This window comes from Companilactobacillus kimchiensis, assembly GCF_001438805.1.
Lineage (GTDB): Bacteria > Bacillota > Bacilli > Lactobacillales > Lactobacillaceae > Companilactobacillus > Companilactobacillus kimchiensis.
In genome coordinates, this window is sequence record NZ_JQCF01000007.1 from 100004 (window position 1) to 112890 (window position 12887).

Here is a 12887-nt window from a genome sequence, read left to right on the forward strand (position 1 = left end):
ATTAGCAGAGATGAGGATTAAATTATGTTTAAACCGTATATTATGCTTGATAAAATAACTGATATTAGTGTTAAGGATTTGCAAGAACTTAATATTACAACTATCATGACAGATTTGGATAATACTTTGCTGCCATGGAATAGTGACAAATACGATTTATCACTTCGTAAATGGCTGAACGTAATGGCCCAGAATAATATTGAAGTTATGATTGTTTCTAACAATAGTTATGAACGGGTGGAGAAGGCTGTCAGCGAGTTGCCAGTCAGTATTGTGGCTCGGGCTGTTAAACCTTTACCATTTGTGATTATGAGTCATATTAAAGAAGAAAATATTAACCCTGAAAATGTCTTGTTTGTTGGTGATCAGGTTATGACCGATGTTTTAGCCGGAAACATGGCGAAATTAAAGACGGTTTTGGTCAGACCATTGATCAAGACTGATGCCAAAAAAACGCGAGTTAATAGATTTTTTGAACGTCCCATTTTAAAAGCGATGCAAAAACGTGATAAAAATTTATATTGGAAGGATTCATTAAATGACAGAAAATAATGAACCATTATACTGTATAGGCTGTGGTGCCCAACTTCAAACAGATGATAAAGAGAAGCCGGGTTATATCCAACCATCAACTTTACAAAAATATACAGAAACTGACGATGATTCTAGAGAATTACTTTGTAAGAGATGTTTTAGATTGCGTAATTACAACGAGATCACGGATGTTGATGTATCTGACGATGACTTTGTTAAATTGTTAGATTCAATCGCAGATGAGGATGCACTAGTTGTGAACGTAGTTGATATCTTTGATTACGAAGGAAGTGTTATCCCAGGATTACAACGTTTTGTCGGTGATAAGAAGATTTTGGTCGTTGGTAATAAGGTTGATTTGTTACCAGCCTCAGTTAATGAAAATCGTTTATTAAACTGGATGCAACAAAAGAGTAAAGAAAATGGTATCAAGTCAGTTGATCAAATCATGGTTTCCGCTGTTAAAGGAACTAACATTGATGAATTGATGGATATGATTGAAAAATACCGTGATGGTAAGGATGTTTATGTTGTTGGAACAACTAATACTGGTAAATCAACTTTGATCAACCGGATCATTAGTTCTAACTCCGATGTAAAAGATTTGATCACCACTTCAAGATTTCCTGGTACAACTTTGGATCGGATTGATATTCCCTTAGATGATGGTCACAACTTGATCGACACTCCCGGAATTATTCACCGTTACCAATTAGCTCACTACTTGAACGCTCAAGATCTAAAGACAGTAACACCTAAGAAACCTTTGCGTCCTGCTACATTCCAATTGCGTGATAGTCAGACAATTTTCGTTGCTGGTTTAGCTAGATTTGATTTTCTAGATTACAAAACAAACGTAACTTTCTACGTTAACCAAGGCTTGCCATTACACAGAACTAAGACTGAAAATGCTGATGATTTTTATGCTAAACATTTAGGCGATATTCTAGCACCACCAACTGATGTCAAAGAATTTCCTGAATTTAAGAGTCAAATCTTTTCAGCTCATGAAAAATCAGATATTGTTATCTATGGTTTGGGTTGGTTAACTATTCCTGCTGGAAGTAAAGTTAAAGCCTATGTTCCAGATGGTGTACATGTCTCAATTAGAAATGCAATTATTTAAGGAGAACTAAATGATAATTAAAGGTAAAAAGAATCGTTATTTGAGAAGTAAGGCTGCTACTATGAAACCAGCTTTACAAGTTGGACGTGAAGGCATCAGTGAAAACTTGCTTAATCAATTTGAAACATTGATTGAAAGAACTGAACTTATCAAAGTTTCATTATTACAAAATACTGCTGTTGAACCACAAGATTTAATCGATGCCTTGTATGAATTTGATACAAACATTGTCCCTATTCAAACAATTGGTTCAAAGATGGTTTTTTATAAGAAAGCTTCTAAAATCAAGAATCGTAAATATTCGTTAGAACTAGAAAATATTTAAACTTAAGTGATGAGAATATGAATACTAAAACTCAAAAACAATTATTAACTAAAGCAAAATTGGAATTTCATAGTAACTTTCCCAAAAGGCATGTTGGAATCCTTGGGGGAACATTTAATCCAATTCATTTGGGACATTTGGTTATTGGTGAACAGGTCTATGAACAACTCTGTCTAGATAAGGTTTTATTTTTACCTGACAAAGTTCCACCTCATCGTGGAGTTCACAAAACTATTCCCGAAATCAATAGTGATGATCGAGTCAATATGATCAAACTGGCTATTAGAAATAATATGCACTTTGATCTGGATATGACCGACATTAAGCGTGGTGGTGTGAGTTATACTTATGAAACCATTCGAATGTTGAAAGAATTGAACCCTAATACCGAATACTACTTTATTGTTGGTGGTGATATGGTGGAGAATCTTCCTAAATGGTCACATATTGATGAATTAGTACAAATGGTTCATTTTGTTGGAGTTTGTCGAAAAGGTTTTGAGAAAAAGTCGAAATATCCTATACTTTGGGTAAATACTCCTGAACTGGAGATCAGTTCGAGTATGATCCGCCAGCGAGTTCGAGAACATAAATCCATTAAATATTTAGTTCCTGATGATGTCGCTTGGTACATAAAGGATAGGGGACTTTACAATGACTGATTTTAATTATGATACAATCAAAAGCGATTTGAATCGTGATGAGATCTTAAGTAGAATGCAGGATACCTTGAGTGATTATCGCTATACACATTGTTTGCGGGTTGAAAAAGTTTGTCGTGGATTAGCTGCTGAATATGATGGTGATGTAGCTCGGGCTGGGTTAGCCGGCTTGCTGCATGACTATGCTAAGGAACGTAGTGACCAGGAATTCATTGATGTCATTAAAAATAATGATTTAGATCCTAAATTGTTGAATTATAATAATGCTGTCTGGCATGGAATTGTCGGTGCAGAAATTATTAAAGACGAGTTGGGTATCTATGATGAAGATGTTCTAAACGCCGTTAGAAGACACACTGTTGGATCAACTAACATGACCCAAGTGGATAAATGTGTTTTCGTCGGGGACTTTATCGAACCAGAACGTGATTTTCCGGGAATCAATGAAGCTCGGAACTATGCCAAGAAATCACTTGATTCAGCGGTAGCGTTCGAATTGAAACATTCATTGCAACACTTAGTAAGTAAAAATAGAGAAATTTATCCAGAAACTTTTATTAGTTATAACTATTGGATCACTAAAGGAGATTTATAATTTGGACTCAAAAAATATTATGGAAATTGCTGTTAAAGCAGCAGACGAAAAACACGCTAATGACATTAAGGTTTTAAATATCAGCGAGGTAAGTATCGTAGCTGATTATTTTGTAATCATGGATGCTGGATCACAACGCCAAGTTGATGCTATTGTTCAATCAGTTTTGGACAAAGCCGGCGAAAATGACGTTGAAATTGGACACGTTGAGGGAAATCGTAACTCTGATTGGGTTTTGATTGATCTTCACGATGTTATTATTCATGTCTTCACAGCAGAACAACGTGATTTCTACAACTTGGAAAAACTTTGGTCAAATGCTAAAGAAGTTGATATTTCAAACTTGGTAACTGAAGAATGATCTATAACTCATTTGCACGTGTTTACAGTGAATTGATGGACGACTCACTATACGCCAGATGGGCCAAGTACGTCGAAAATCAAACATCATCAGATAATAAAAAATTACTAGATGTGGCCTGTGGAACCGGTGATTTAACGATTCTTTTGGCTGATAAATTTGATGTAACTGGAACTGATTTGTCTGAAGAGATGTTAAAAATTGCTGATGAAAAAGCTAAAAAAGCTCAACAAACAATTCCGTTTGTAGCCAGTAATATGATGGATCTATTTGATTTTGACAAATTTGATGTCATTACTTGTTTTGATGACTCGATTTGTTATCTCAAAGATGAAGATGAATTGGCTGTGACGTTTAATCAAGCTTATGAACATTTAAATGATGGTGGTAAGTATCTTTTTGATGCTCATTCGTTGTATCAGATGGATGAAGTTTTCCCAGGTTATATGTTTAATCACCGAACAGAGGATTCTGCTTTTATGTGGAATAGTTTTGAAGGTGATTATCCGCACAGTATTGAACATGAATTGACCTTCTTTAATTGGAATGAGAAAATTCAAGGTTATTCGGTCAACACTGAGCTTCACAAGGAGAGAACTTATCCCATTGAAACCTTTGTTATGATCTTAAAAGATATTGGTTTTAAAAATGTTCAAGTGAGTTCCGACTTTGGTGAATCTGAAGTTAAAGATGATTCAACCCGTTGGTTTTTCGCTGCTGAAAAATAGAGGATCTTATGACAAACATTTATGGTTTTATTGCCGAATTTAATCCGTTTCACAATGGTCATAAATTGTTCATTGATTCGATCAAACAAAAATATCACCCTGATGTATTAATTGCTGTTATGTCTGGCAATTTTGTTCAACGGGGTGATTTTGCCATTTTGGATAAATGGGACCGAGCTCAATTAGCAGTCGATAATGGTGTGGATTTAGTAGTTGAATTACCATTAGCATATGCCGTTGAACCAGCCGAGTTTTTTGCAAAAGGGGCAGTCGAATTATTGCATTTATTAGGCATTGATACGTTAGTTTTTGGGACTGAGGAACAGGTCGATTTTGTTGATATTACCAAAAAAATGCTTCAGGCTGATGGTGAGTTTCAACAAGATTACCAAAAAAACTCAGCTGATAATTTAACTGCCTACTATCGATCAATGGGGATTGATGTTTCAAAGTTACCGAATCAATTATTAGGTTTGAATTATGTTCGACAAATTCAGAAACATAATTATGATATTGGAGTTGCTACAATTAAACGAACTGCGAATGATTTTAGTGCAACTAAGATCAGGCAACTTTATCATCAACAGAAATCAATTACTGGTCTAGCTCCAGAAATGACGCAAGAATTTTTGAGCAGACAAAAAGTAGTTACTTGGTCTGATTATTTTCCATATTTGAAATATCAAATCATTAATTCATCGGTGATTGAACTGCAGCAAATCTATCAAATGGTCGAAGGTTTGGAGAATAAATTAAAAAAAGAGATTGTTAGCAGTAATAATTTCGAACAATTTATTGAACAAGTTAAATCAAAACGCTATACTATGGCACGACTCAGACGTTTAATGCTCTATACATTGTTGAATGTCAAAGAGTCAGAAATTAATAATGTTTATAAAAATCCTTATCTGCGTATATTAGGTTTTAATTCAACTGGTCAAAGATATTTAAATTCTTTGAAAAAGAATGAATTACCTCTAATTACTCGGGTCGGAAAAAATGAAAAACAAACACTTGATTTGGAAATAAGAGCGGATCGAATTCGCCAGCTTGTGACCGATCAGGAACAAAATTTTGGAAAAATACCTTATATGAAAGGGGTAAATTAATGCTAAATTGGGATGTTCAAGACGTTCGTCGTTATAAAGACAAACCTTTTGAATTTGAGGAAAAACTTGATTTAACTGAGGAACTGAAAACACGTTCAAAAGAAGATATTTTGGATGCCACTCCAGTCGAAGTTAAGGGTCAATTATTCAACGACAATGGCTTAGTTATATCTGATGTGAAAGTAAAGACAATTTTAAAGGTGCCTTCAACGAGAAGTTTATTACCTGTCGAATTGCCGGTTGATATCAGAATTAATGAAGCTTATAACATCGATGATGTTGCTACTGATGATTTAGAAAATCTAGAGGATAGTAATGTTATTATTACAATTGATGATGAGAATCCAACCATCAATGTTTATGAATCAATCATTGATAATATTTTGTTGAGTATTCCTTCAAAAGTTTTGACTAAGAAAGAAGAGCAAGATAATATCATGCCTTCTGGTAAAAACTGGGAAGTTCTTTCTGAAGATGAGTTTAAAAAACAAAAAGAAGAAGAGCATGTAAATCCAGAATTTGCGAAATTAAAAGATTTATTTAAAAATAATAGTGAAGAGGAGTAGTTTTTATATACTCCTTTTTTATTTTTTTGTTAAGATTAGACTGTGAACAAAAATCGGAGGTAATTATTATAATGGCAAAACCACAAATTGGTGTTATTGGTATGGCTGTAATGGGTAAGAATCTTGCCCTAAATATTGAAAGCCGTGGATATGAAGTTGCTATCTATAACCGTACAGGTTCAAAGACTAAAGCGGTTGTTGAAGAGCATCCAGAAAAGAAACTAGTTCCAAGTTATACAATTGAGGATTTCGTTGATTCACTAGAAAAACCACGTCGTATTATGATGATGGTTAAAGCTGGTGCTGGTACTGACGCTGTTATCAATGAATTAGTACCTTTACTTGATAAAGGTGACGTTTTGATTGATGGTGGTAATACATTCTTCGAAGATACTGTTGAACGTAACAAACGTTTGGACAAGTCTGGTATTAACTTTATCGGAATGGGAGTTTCTGGTGGTGAACTTGGTGCACTCCAAGGTCCTTCATTGATGCCCGGTGGTCAAAAAGAAGCTTATGACTTGGTTGCTCCTATTTTGGAACAAATCTCAGCCAAAGCTGACGAAGACGGTGCTCCATGTGTTACATATATCGGACCAAATGGTGCCGGTCATTATGTAAAGATGGTCCACAATGGTATTGAATATGGTGATATGGAACTTATTTCAGAAAGTTACAACTTATTGAAGCACTTGTTTAACAATGATGTTAACAAGATTGCTGATGTCTTTAATGATTGGAACAAGGGTGAACTATCAAGTTATTTGATTGACATCACTGCTCAAATTTTGACAAGAAAAGACGATGAAGGCACAGACGACTACATCGTTAACAAGATCATGGATAAAGCTGGTAACAAGGGTACTGGTAAGTGGAGTTCACAAAGTGCTCTAGAACTTGGTGTTCCACAATCATTGATCACTGAATCAGTTTACTCACGTTATGTTTCTGCTTACAAAGATGAACGTGTTAATGCAAGTAAAGTTTTGCCAGCACCTGAAACAAAACCCGTTATCAAAGATGTTGACGACCTAGTTGCCAAGATCCGTAAGGCACTTTACTTCAGTAAAATCATCAGTTATGCTCAAGGATTTGCCCAAATGAAGGCAGCTTCAGATCACTACGATTGGGACCTACAATATGGTAAAATCGCTCAAATCTGGCGTGCTGGATGTATTATTCGTGCTCAATTCTTACAAAATATTACTGATGCCTATGACAAAGATCCAAAATTAGATAACTTGTTATTAGACGATTACTTCAAGGGTATCGTTAAAGAATATCAATCAGATGTTCGTGACGTAATTAGCTATGCTGTTCAAGCTGGTATTCCTGTTTCTGGATTCATGGCTGCTATTTCTTACTACGATCAATATCGTTCAGAAGTACTACCAGCTAACTTGATTCAAGCACAAAGAGATTACTTCGGTGCTCATACTTATGAGAGAAACGATAAACCAGGTACATTCCACTATACTTGGTACGAAGAACAATAATCATTGTTTTAATTTATGAAAATTAATTAAAATAACCTCCATTTTACGATTTTTGTAGAGTGGGGGTTTTGTTATTGGTTGAAAAAAATATGCGCAAGAACCAATTTTAAAGAAATAAAAATAAAAGCTTGTCTTCTTTTAATTTTTGCTATATGTTAAAATCATTAGTGCATTGCCAAAAGCGTGACATATTTTAATTAATGATTAAGCTATGATTAAAGATAATTTAATATTTTGTGTATAGGAGATACGTATGGCTAAAATACTTGTTATTGAAGACGAAGAGAATATGGCAAAATTTGTTCAACTCGAACTTCAACATGAGAACTATGAAGTAACCGTTGAACGTGATGGTAGATCCGGCCTCGAAGCAGCTTTATCTGAAGATTGGGATTTGATCCTTCTTGATTTAATGCTACCCGAGTTAAATGGTATCGAAGTTTGCCGTCGTATTCGTCAAGAGAAGAATACCCCAATTATTATGATGACTGCCCGTGATTCGATCATTGATCGTGTATCTGGATTAGACCATGGTGCTGACGATTATATCGTTAAGCCTTTTGCAATTGAGGAATTGTTGGCTAGAATTCGGGCCTTATTAAGACGAATCGATCTTGATATCGATGTAACTAGAAATAATGATCAAGTTTTGAAATACAAGAACTTAGTGATCGACAAGACCACTCAAACTTTGAAACGTAATGGTGAAGTGATCGATTTGACCCGTCGCGAATATGATCTGTTGAGTGCTCTAATGGAAAATGTTGGCACAGTTTTGAGCCGTGATGATTTACTAGAACGTGTTTGGGGAACAGGTTCTTCAACTGAAACTAACGTTGTTGATGTTTATATCAAATATCTTAGAAATAAGATCGATCGAGCAGGAGCGCCAAGTTATATTTCTACGGTTCGTGGTAAAGGGTACGTGATGCGTCGATGAGAATTTCGATTAGATTCAAATGGACAGCTTTGATTTCAATTGTCATCTTGCTGGCTTATATCTTTGTTGGGATATTAGCAATGAGAACAGTTGGTAGTGTGGCATCTGTTAATGAGATTCATTCTTTTACGACTAAGTTGATTGTCGGTGGTGTGGTTGTCTTTATTATCGGAGTCTTAGTTAGTTTTTATGCTGTGACTTTGGTTCTTAATGATTTGAAGAGGATTAACCGTACGATTGATGATTTAAATAAAAAGCCTGATTCTGATTCTAGAATTAAACTACGTAAAAGAAATGACGAAATTTATGATATGACCGTTAATATCAATAAAATGTTGGATCGGATGCAAGCTTATACAAATCAACAAAAGGAATTCGTAGAGGATGTTTCTCATGAACTTCGAACTCCCGTGGCAGTACTTGAGGGACATTTGAGCATGTTACAGCGTTGGGGTAAGGATGATCCTGAAGTATTAAATGATTCGATCAATTCATCATTGCAAGAATTGAAACGAATGCAATCCTTGATTCAAGAGATGCTAGATCTTACACGTGTTGAACAGATCGACAGTGCATATTTGGAACAGATCACCGAAGTGAAACCATTGTTTACGCAAGTTTATAATGATTTCAAGATGATCCATCCAGATTTTGTGATTAACTTTGACGACGATATCCGTGAGGGTAGTGAAGTTAAGATTTATCGTAATCACTTGGAGCAAGTGTTAGTTATCTTATTGGATAACGCATTTAAATATTCAGCTGATCGTAAAGAAATCAATTTGGCAGCATCGACTAATTCAGCTTTGCTGGAGGTAGTTGTTCAAGATTATGGCTTAGGAATCGCTAAAAACGACCTGAAACGTATTTTCAATAGATTTTATAGAGTTGACAAGGCTCGTTCTAGAAAGCGTGGAGGGAACGGTTTAGGCCTGTCTATTGCTAAGAGATTGATTGAAATCTATCATGGTAGTCTTGAAGTTGAAAGTGTCGTTGGATCGGGAACTGTTTTTAAGATCGAATTACCACTTATTCAACAAATACCAGATGAAGAACAGACAGAAAAAGATGAAGAAATTAAAAAGTAACTCTCGATTATGAGGGTTACTTTTTTTCCGTATATAAGGAACTTATTTGTACAATTTGGTTACGAAAGGTATATCATTAATACAAGTTGTTAAGGGGGAAACACAATGAGAAAAAGGGGATTAATAATTGCTGTTTTAGGATTATTGTTGTTTGTTTTAGGCTGCTCGAAAGTTACTACCAGTAAGACAGATACCCAATCGATTAAAACTGTTAAATCAGTTGACTATACACAGTTAAGTCAATCGCAGAAAAATGAAATGAGATTTTCGTTTGAACGCCGAGATGAAACAGATATGTCAATCATTGATGTCACGGTGGTGAACCGAACCAGTGAAGATGTTCAATTTGATGGGACTAGATTTGTCTTAGCTCATACTAAAGGTTCAGACGTCACGTCGACTAAGGGTGAACCGATAACTGTCAAATCTAATAGCACTAAAAAATTTAAAAGTTTATTTTCAGGGGTCGATGATGATGACTTTAAAACAGTGGGATTATTCTACTATAAAAATACCAAAAATAAACTAGCTTATAGTGAAATTGATACGACTATTTCTAAATCAACTAATTTAAAAGATACTGATCTGCAAAAATTATATCGTGGCAAACCTAAGAAGAAAATAACTGCACCAACAAAAACAGATGAGAACGATAATCAAGTTAATAACAACCGTCAAACTAGACTGGCAGTGCCAACAGGTCCAATTACTAATGCCCAGCAAGCAATAGCTTTAGTGGAGAGTCAATATGGTCCCGCTCCAGAGGGATTACAATATACACATATGACTGATGAAACTGTTGGACCTGGTGACTCTATCAAAAATAATGGTCAAATGGTTTATTGGGTTCGTTTATTTCGAGAGGGTAATGGTGTTTCTTTAGCCGTTGATGATTGGACCGTTTATCCAGACCGAACAGTGATTCATCAGGCACCAGGAGAGTTAGATGAATCTAATGGCGATAGTGATAACGATGATTCCAATAATAATGACTATGACAGTACTGTTGATACCAACGACGATTATGATATCGATGATGATGATTAATAAAAGGCTGCCTTAACTGACGTGGAATCAGTTAAGGCAGTCTTTTTGACTTAAATAAGAGCTCAAATTATAAGTTTTAGGTCTTTATTATTAAATTCATATTACAGAATTGCTATTAAATTGAAATAAACTTAATTCAATAGTAATTTAGACATTGGAAGATTTAAGGGAATCTAGGGGAGATTTGAAAAGTGAATAAGAAAAGATTAGGTTTATATGCACTCTTGATCAGTATGATGAGTGCCATGTTTTTATTTTTTAATGTTAAAACTGTTAATGCGATGCCAGTAAATGACTACATTATCAGTAACAAGATCCAACCAGCTGCCATTCAAAATCGTGAAGGTACTTTCAATGATTGGACTCCATATGAAAATGGAGTTGGTAAACCAGAAGGAATTGTTATTCATGAAACAGCTGATAACAGAGCTAGTGCTGAAGCTGAATATACTTTCTTCAATAACAATTGGAATACCGTTCAAACATATGTCCACGCTGTTGCTGATGATACTGAGATCATCAATATGCATAACACTGACTACGGCGTTTGGGGCGCTGGTCCAACAGCTAATGCAAAATTTATTCAAATTGAATTATGTCGGACTCATACTGGTGATGCTTTTGCTAGATCAATCGCCAACGATGCTTTCTATGCTGCTTCAAAATTGATTCAATATAACTTGCCAGATACACCTGGTGTTACGGTTATGTCTCACCACCAAACATCAATCAAGTGGGGGGAAACAACTCACGTTGATCCAGATACTTATTTCCCAATGTGGGGTTATAGTATGAATGAAATGAACGATATGATCGGTTATTATTACAATAATTTGAAGAATACCGGCTCAGTTTATGGTGGAAATGGTACTAATTCGCCATCAAATACACCTGCAACTAATAATGCTAATACTATTAATGTCGCTAACTCAAAGGGTAATTTCGTACCATTAGTTACTTTTGACAGTCAGGGAAATGCAAAGAACGTTCCCAATCGTGCTTTGGCTAATCATTCAGCTTGGTATACTGATATGACTAAAGATGCTAATGGGGTTACTTACCATCGAGTTTCTACTAATGAATGGGTTTCATCAGCTTATATCTATTAAATAAAATAAAAGACAAAGTCAATTGGCTTTGTCTTTTTTAGTACCTTTTATTTGAGAATTTGACCATTCTTTTGTGCTTGTTTAACTAGGGAATCAGGGAATTTAATATTGAGCTTTTGGGCCATTTTTTCATTGAGCATTAAATGCCCCTTGCCAACAACAGTTACTGGTGTAGTAGCAGGTGATTCTTTACCTTGAAGGACCTTAACAACGTGCTCACCAGTCTTTTGACCAAGTTCGTATTGACTGATGCCGTCAGTAGCAAGACCGCCATCCTTGACCATAGTTGTAGCAGCAGGGAAGACTGCAATATTTTTCTTGGCAGCAATTGACGAAAGTAATTTCATTCCAGAAGCGACAGTGTTATCGGTTGGAACGTAAATTGTTTGAACTTTGGCAGCGAGGGCTGTTCCAACTTGTTGTAAATCATTGATAGTACTGATGCTGGAAACTTGTACATCGATACCTTCCTTTTGTGCATAGGCCTGCATTTGTTTCATTTGATGAGTTGAAGGGGCATCACTAGAGGTGTAAATGATACCTAGCGTTTTAAGATTAGGAATAACTGCTTGCATTAATTTCAATTGATCTTTGATGGGAGCTTGACCAGCAACACCAGTAACATTGCCTCCAGGTACTTTTTCAGATTTGACCAAACCAGAACCGGCCGGATCAGTGATACCACCAAGGATAATTGGAGTTGTTTTAGTAGCATTCATTAAGGATTGTACAGCAGGTGTGGCAATACCAACTGCTACATCAACATTATCTTGAACAAATTGTTTACTGATGGTTCTGAGATTACTTTGATCTCCTTGTGCATTCTGAAATTCGATCTTAATATTTTTGCCATCAACGTAACCATTCTTTTTTAGCGTATCGTTGATTCCTTGATGTATTTGATCCAAAGCTGGATGCGACATTAATTGTAAGATTCCGACCTTAGGAATGGCTGTTTGTTTTTGAGCATCAGCACGTCCAGTGTAGAAATAAGCTCCAATTAAAACGACTCCTAGAGCGACTAGTGCAGCGATGGTTGTGTAAAGCTTTCTTGATTTTTTCATTGTAATATTCCCCCAAATTAAAAAGACAATCCCAGAGTTTTTGCGGGATTGTCTTTAATAAATAAAATACCCGCATGGTCAATTTTGTAAAATTTTCCATGCGGGCTTTAAAATTATCATAGTTTAATAAGCCGACA

General features: G+C 35.5%; 15 protein-coding genes. 14 read left to right on the plus strand and 1 reads right to left on the minus strand.

The window, feature by feature from the left end:
• The first annotated feature begins 24 nt into the window (after window positions 1-24).
• The 14 genes from IV57_RS05450 to IV57_RS05515 all read left to right on the plus strand — a co-directional run bounded on the left by IV57_RS05450 (window position 25) and on the right by IV57_RS05515 (window position 11686).
• Complete coding sequence (locus IV57_RS05450; RefSeq protein WP_057880488.1) at window positions 25-552, plus strand: YqeG family HAD IIIA-type phosphatase; 528 nt, start codon at window positions 25-27, stop codon at window positions 550-552.
• A complete protein-coding gene (yqeH, locus tag IV57_RS05455) occupies window positions 539-1660 on the plus strand; it encodes a ribosome biogenesis GTPase YqeH (RefSeq protein WP_057880489.1) in 1122 nt (373 codons plus the stop codon). Before IV57_RS05450 ends, yqeH begins: the two co-directional genes overlap by 14 nt.
• A 10-nt stretch (window positions 1661-1670) precedes the next feature.
• Window positions 1671-1985: a YhbY family RNA-binding protein gene (locus tag IV57_RS05460; RefSeq protein ID WP_057880490.1), complete on the plus strand. Its 315-nt coding sequence runs from the start codon at window positions 1671-1673 to the stop codon at window positions 1983-1985.
• Window positions 1986-2002: 17 nt separating this feature from the next.
• Entirely contained in the window at window positions 2003-2647 is a 645-nt protein-coding gene (locus tag IV57_RS05465) for a nicotinate-nucleotide adenylyltransferase (RefSeq protein ID WP_057880491.1), read from the plus strand.
• A complete protein-coding gene (gene yqeK, locus IV57_RS05470) occupies window positions 2640-3242 on the plus strand; it encodes a bis(5'-nucleosyl)-tetraphosphatase (symmetrical) YqeK (protein WP_057880492.1) in 603 nt (200 codons plus the stop codon). Before IV57_RS05465 ends, yqeK begins: the two co-directional genes overlap by 8 nt.
• Window position 3243: 1 nt before the next feature.
• The gene (gene rsfS, locus IV57_RS05475) at window positions 3244-3603 is read left to right on the plus strand and encodes a ribosome silencing factor (protein WP_057880493.1); all 360 of its coding nucleotides are present in this window, start codon (window positions 3244-3246) and stop codon (window positions 3601-3603) included.
• Window positions 3600-4331, plus strand: a complete 732-nt coding sequence (locus IV57_RS05480) for a class I SAM-dependent DNA methyltransferase (protein WP_057880494.1) — start codon at window positions 3600-3602, stop codon at window positions 4329-4331. The genes rsfS and IV57_RS05480 overlap by 4 nt, the downstream gene beginning before the upstream one ends.
• Before the next feature lie 8 nt (window positions 4332-4339).
• Window positions 4340-5440: a nucleotidyltransferase gene (locus tag IV57_RS05485; protein ID WP_057880495.1), complete on the plus strand. Its 1101-nt coding sequence runs from the start codon at window positions 4340-4342 to the stop codon at window positions 5438-5440.
• Window positions 5440-6006 carry a YceD family protein gene (locus IV57_RS05490; RefSeq protein WP_057880496.1) on the plus strand — a complete coding sequence of 189 codons (567 nt, stop codon included), beginning with the start codon at window positions 5440-5442 and terminating at the stop codon, window positions 6004-6006. The genes IV57_RS05485 and IV57_RS05490 overlap by 1 nt, the downstream gene beginning before the upstream one ends.
• A gap of 71 nt (window positions 6007-6077) precedes the next feature.
• Window positions 6078-7502 (plus strand): NADP-dependent phosphogluconate dehydrogenase, encoded by a 1425-nt coding sequence (gene gndA / locus IV57_RS05495; RefSeq protein ID WP_057880497.1) that lies wholly within the window; start codon window positions 6078-6080, stop codon window positions 7500-7502.
• Window positions 7503-7755: 253 nt separating this feature from the next.
• Window positions 7756-8442 carry a response regulator transcription factor gene (locus IV57_RS05500; protein ID WP_057880498.1) on the plus strand — a complete coding sequence of 229 codons (687 nt, stop codon included), beginning with the start codon at window positions 7756-7758 and terminating at the stop codon, window positions 8440-8442.
• Window positions 8439-9530: a sensor histidine kinase gene (locus tag IV57_RS05505; protein WP_057880499.1), complete on the plus strand. Its 1092-nt coding sequence runs from the start codon at window positions 8439-8441 to the stop codon at window positions 9528-9530. The genes IV57_RS05500 and IV57_RS05505 overlap by 4 nt, the downstream gene beginning before the upstream one ends.
• A gap of 105 nt (window positions 9531-9635) precedes the next feature.
• Window positions 9636-10577, plus strand: coding sequence for a hypothetical protein (locus IV57_RS05510; protein ID WP_057880500.1), 942 nt, complete (start codon window positions 9636-9638; stop codon window positions 10575-10577).
• A 191-nt stretch (window positions 10578-10768) separates the two neighbouring features.
• Window positions 10769-11686, plus strand: coding sequence for a peptidoglycan recognition protein family protein (locus IV57_RS05515; protein WP_057880501.1), 918 nt, complete (start codon window positions 10769-10771; stop codon window positions 11684-11686).
• A 47-nt stretch (window positions 11687-11733) separates the two neighbouring features.
• Here the strand turns inward: IV57_RS05515 and trpX are convergent, their stop codons facing one another.
• The gene (gene trpX, locus IV57_RS05520) at window positions 11734-12750 is read right to left on the minus strand and encodes a tryptophan ABC transporter substrate-binding protein (RefSeq protein ID WP_057880502.1); all 1017 of its coding nucleotides are present in this window, start codon (window positions 12748-12750) and stop codon (window positions 11734-11736) included.
• Between the last annotated feature and the right edge of the window lie 137 nt (window positions 12751-12887).

Excerpts from the sequence above, each read along its gene's own strand:
- IV57_RS05450 (WP_057880488.1), top strand. The coding sequence starts at position 25 with ATGTTTAAACCGTATATTATGCTTGATAAAATAACTGATATTAGTGTT.
- yqeH (WP_057880489.1), top strand. The coding sequence starts at position 539 with ATGACAGAAAATAATGAACCATTATACTGTATAGGCTGTGGTGCCCAA.
- IV57_RS05460 (WP_057880490.1), top strand. The coding sequence starts at position 1,671 with ATGATAATTAAAGGTAAAAAGAATCGTTATTTGAGAAGTAAGGCTGCT.
- IV57_RS05465 (WP_057880491.1), top strand. The coding sequence starts at position 2,003 with ATGAATACTAAAACTCAAAAACAATTATTAACTAAAGCAAAATTGGAA.
- yqeK (WP_057880492.1), top strand. The coding sequence starts at position 2,640 with ATGACTGATTTTAATTATGATACAATCAAAAGCGATTTGAATCGTGAT.
- IV57_RS05480 (WP_057880494.1), top strand. The coding sequence starts at position 3,600 with ATGATCTATAACTCATTTGCACGTGTTTACAGTGAATTGATGGACGAC.
- IV57_RS05485 (WP_057880495.1), top strand. The coding sequence starts at position 4,340 with ATGACAAACATTTATGGTTTTATTGCCGAATTTAATCCGTTTCACAAT.
- IV57_RS05490 (WP_057880496.1), top strand. The coding sequence starts at position 5,440 with ATGCTAAATTGGGATGTTCAAGACGTTCGTCGTTATAAAGACAAACCT.
- gndA (WP_057880497.1), top strand. The coding sequence starts at position 6,078 with ATGGCAAAACCACAAATTGGTGTTATTGGTATGGCTGTAATGGGTAAG.
- IV57_RS05500 (WP_057880498.1), top strand. The coding sequence starts at position 7,756 with ATGGCTAAAATACTTGTTATTGAAGACGAAGAGAATATGGCAAAATTT.
- IV57_RS05505 (WP_057880499.1), top strand. The coding sequence starts at position 8,439 with ATGAGAATTTCGATTAGATTCAAATGGACAGCTTTGATTTCAATTGTC.
- IV57_RS05510 (WP_057880500.1), top strand. The coding sequence starts at position 9,636 with ATGAGAAAAAGGGGATTAATAATTGCTGTTTTAGGATTATTGTTGTTT.
- trpX (WP_057880502.1), bottom strand. The coding sequence starts at position 12,750 with ATGAAAAAATCAAGAAAGCTTTACACAACCATCGCTGCACTAGTCGCT.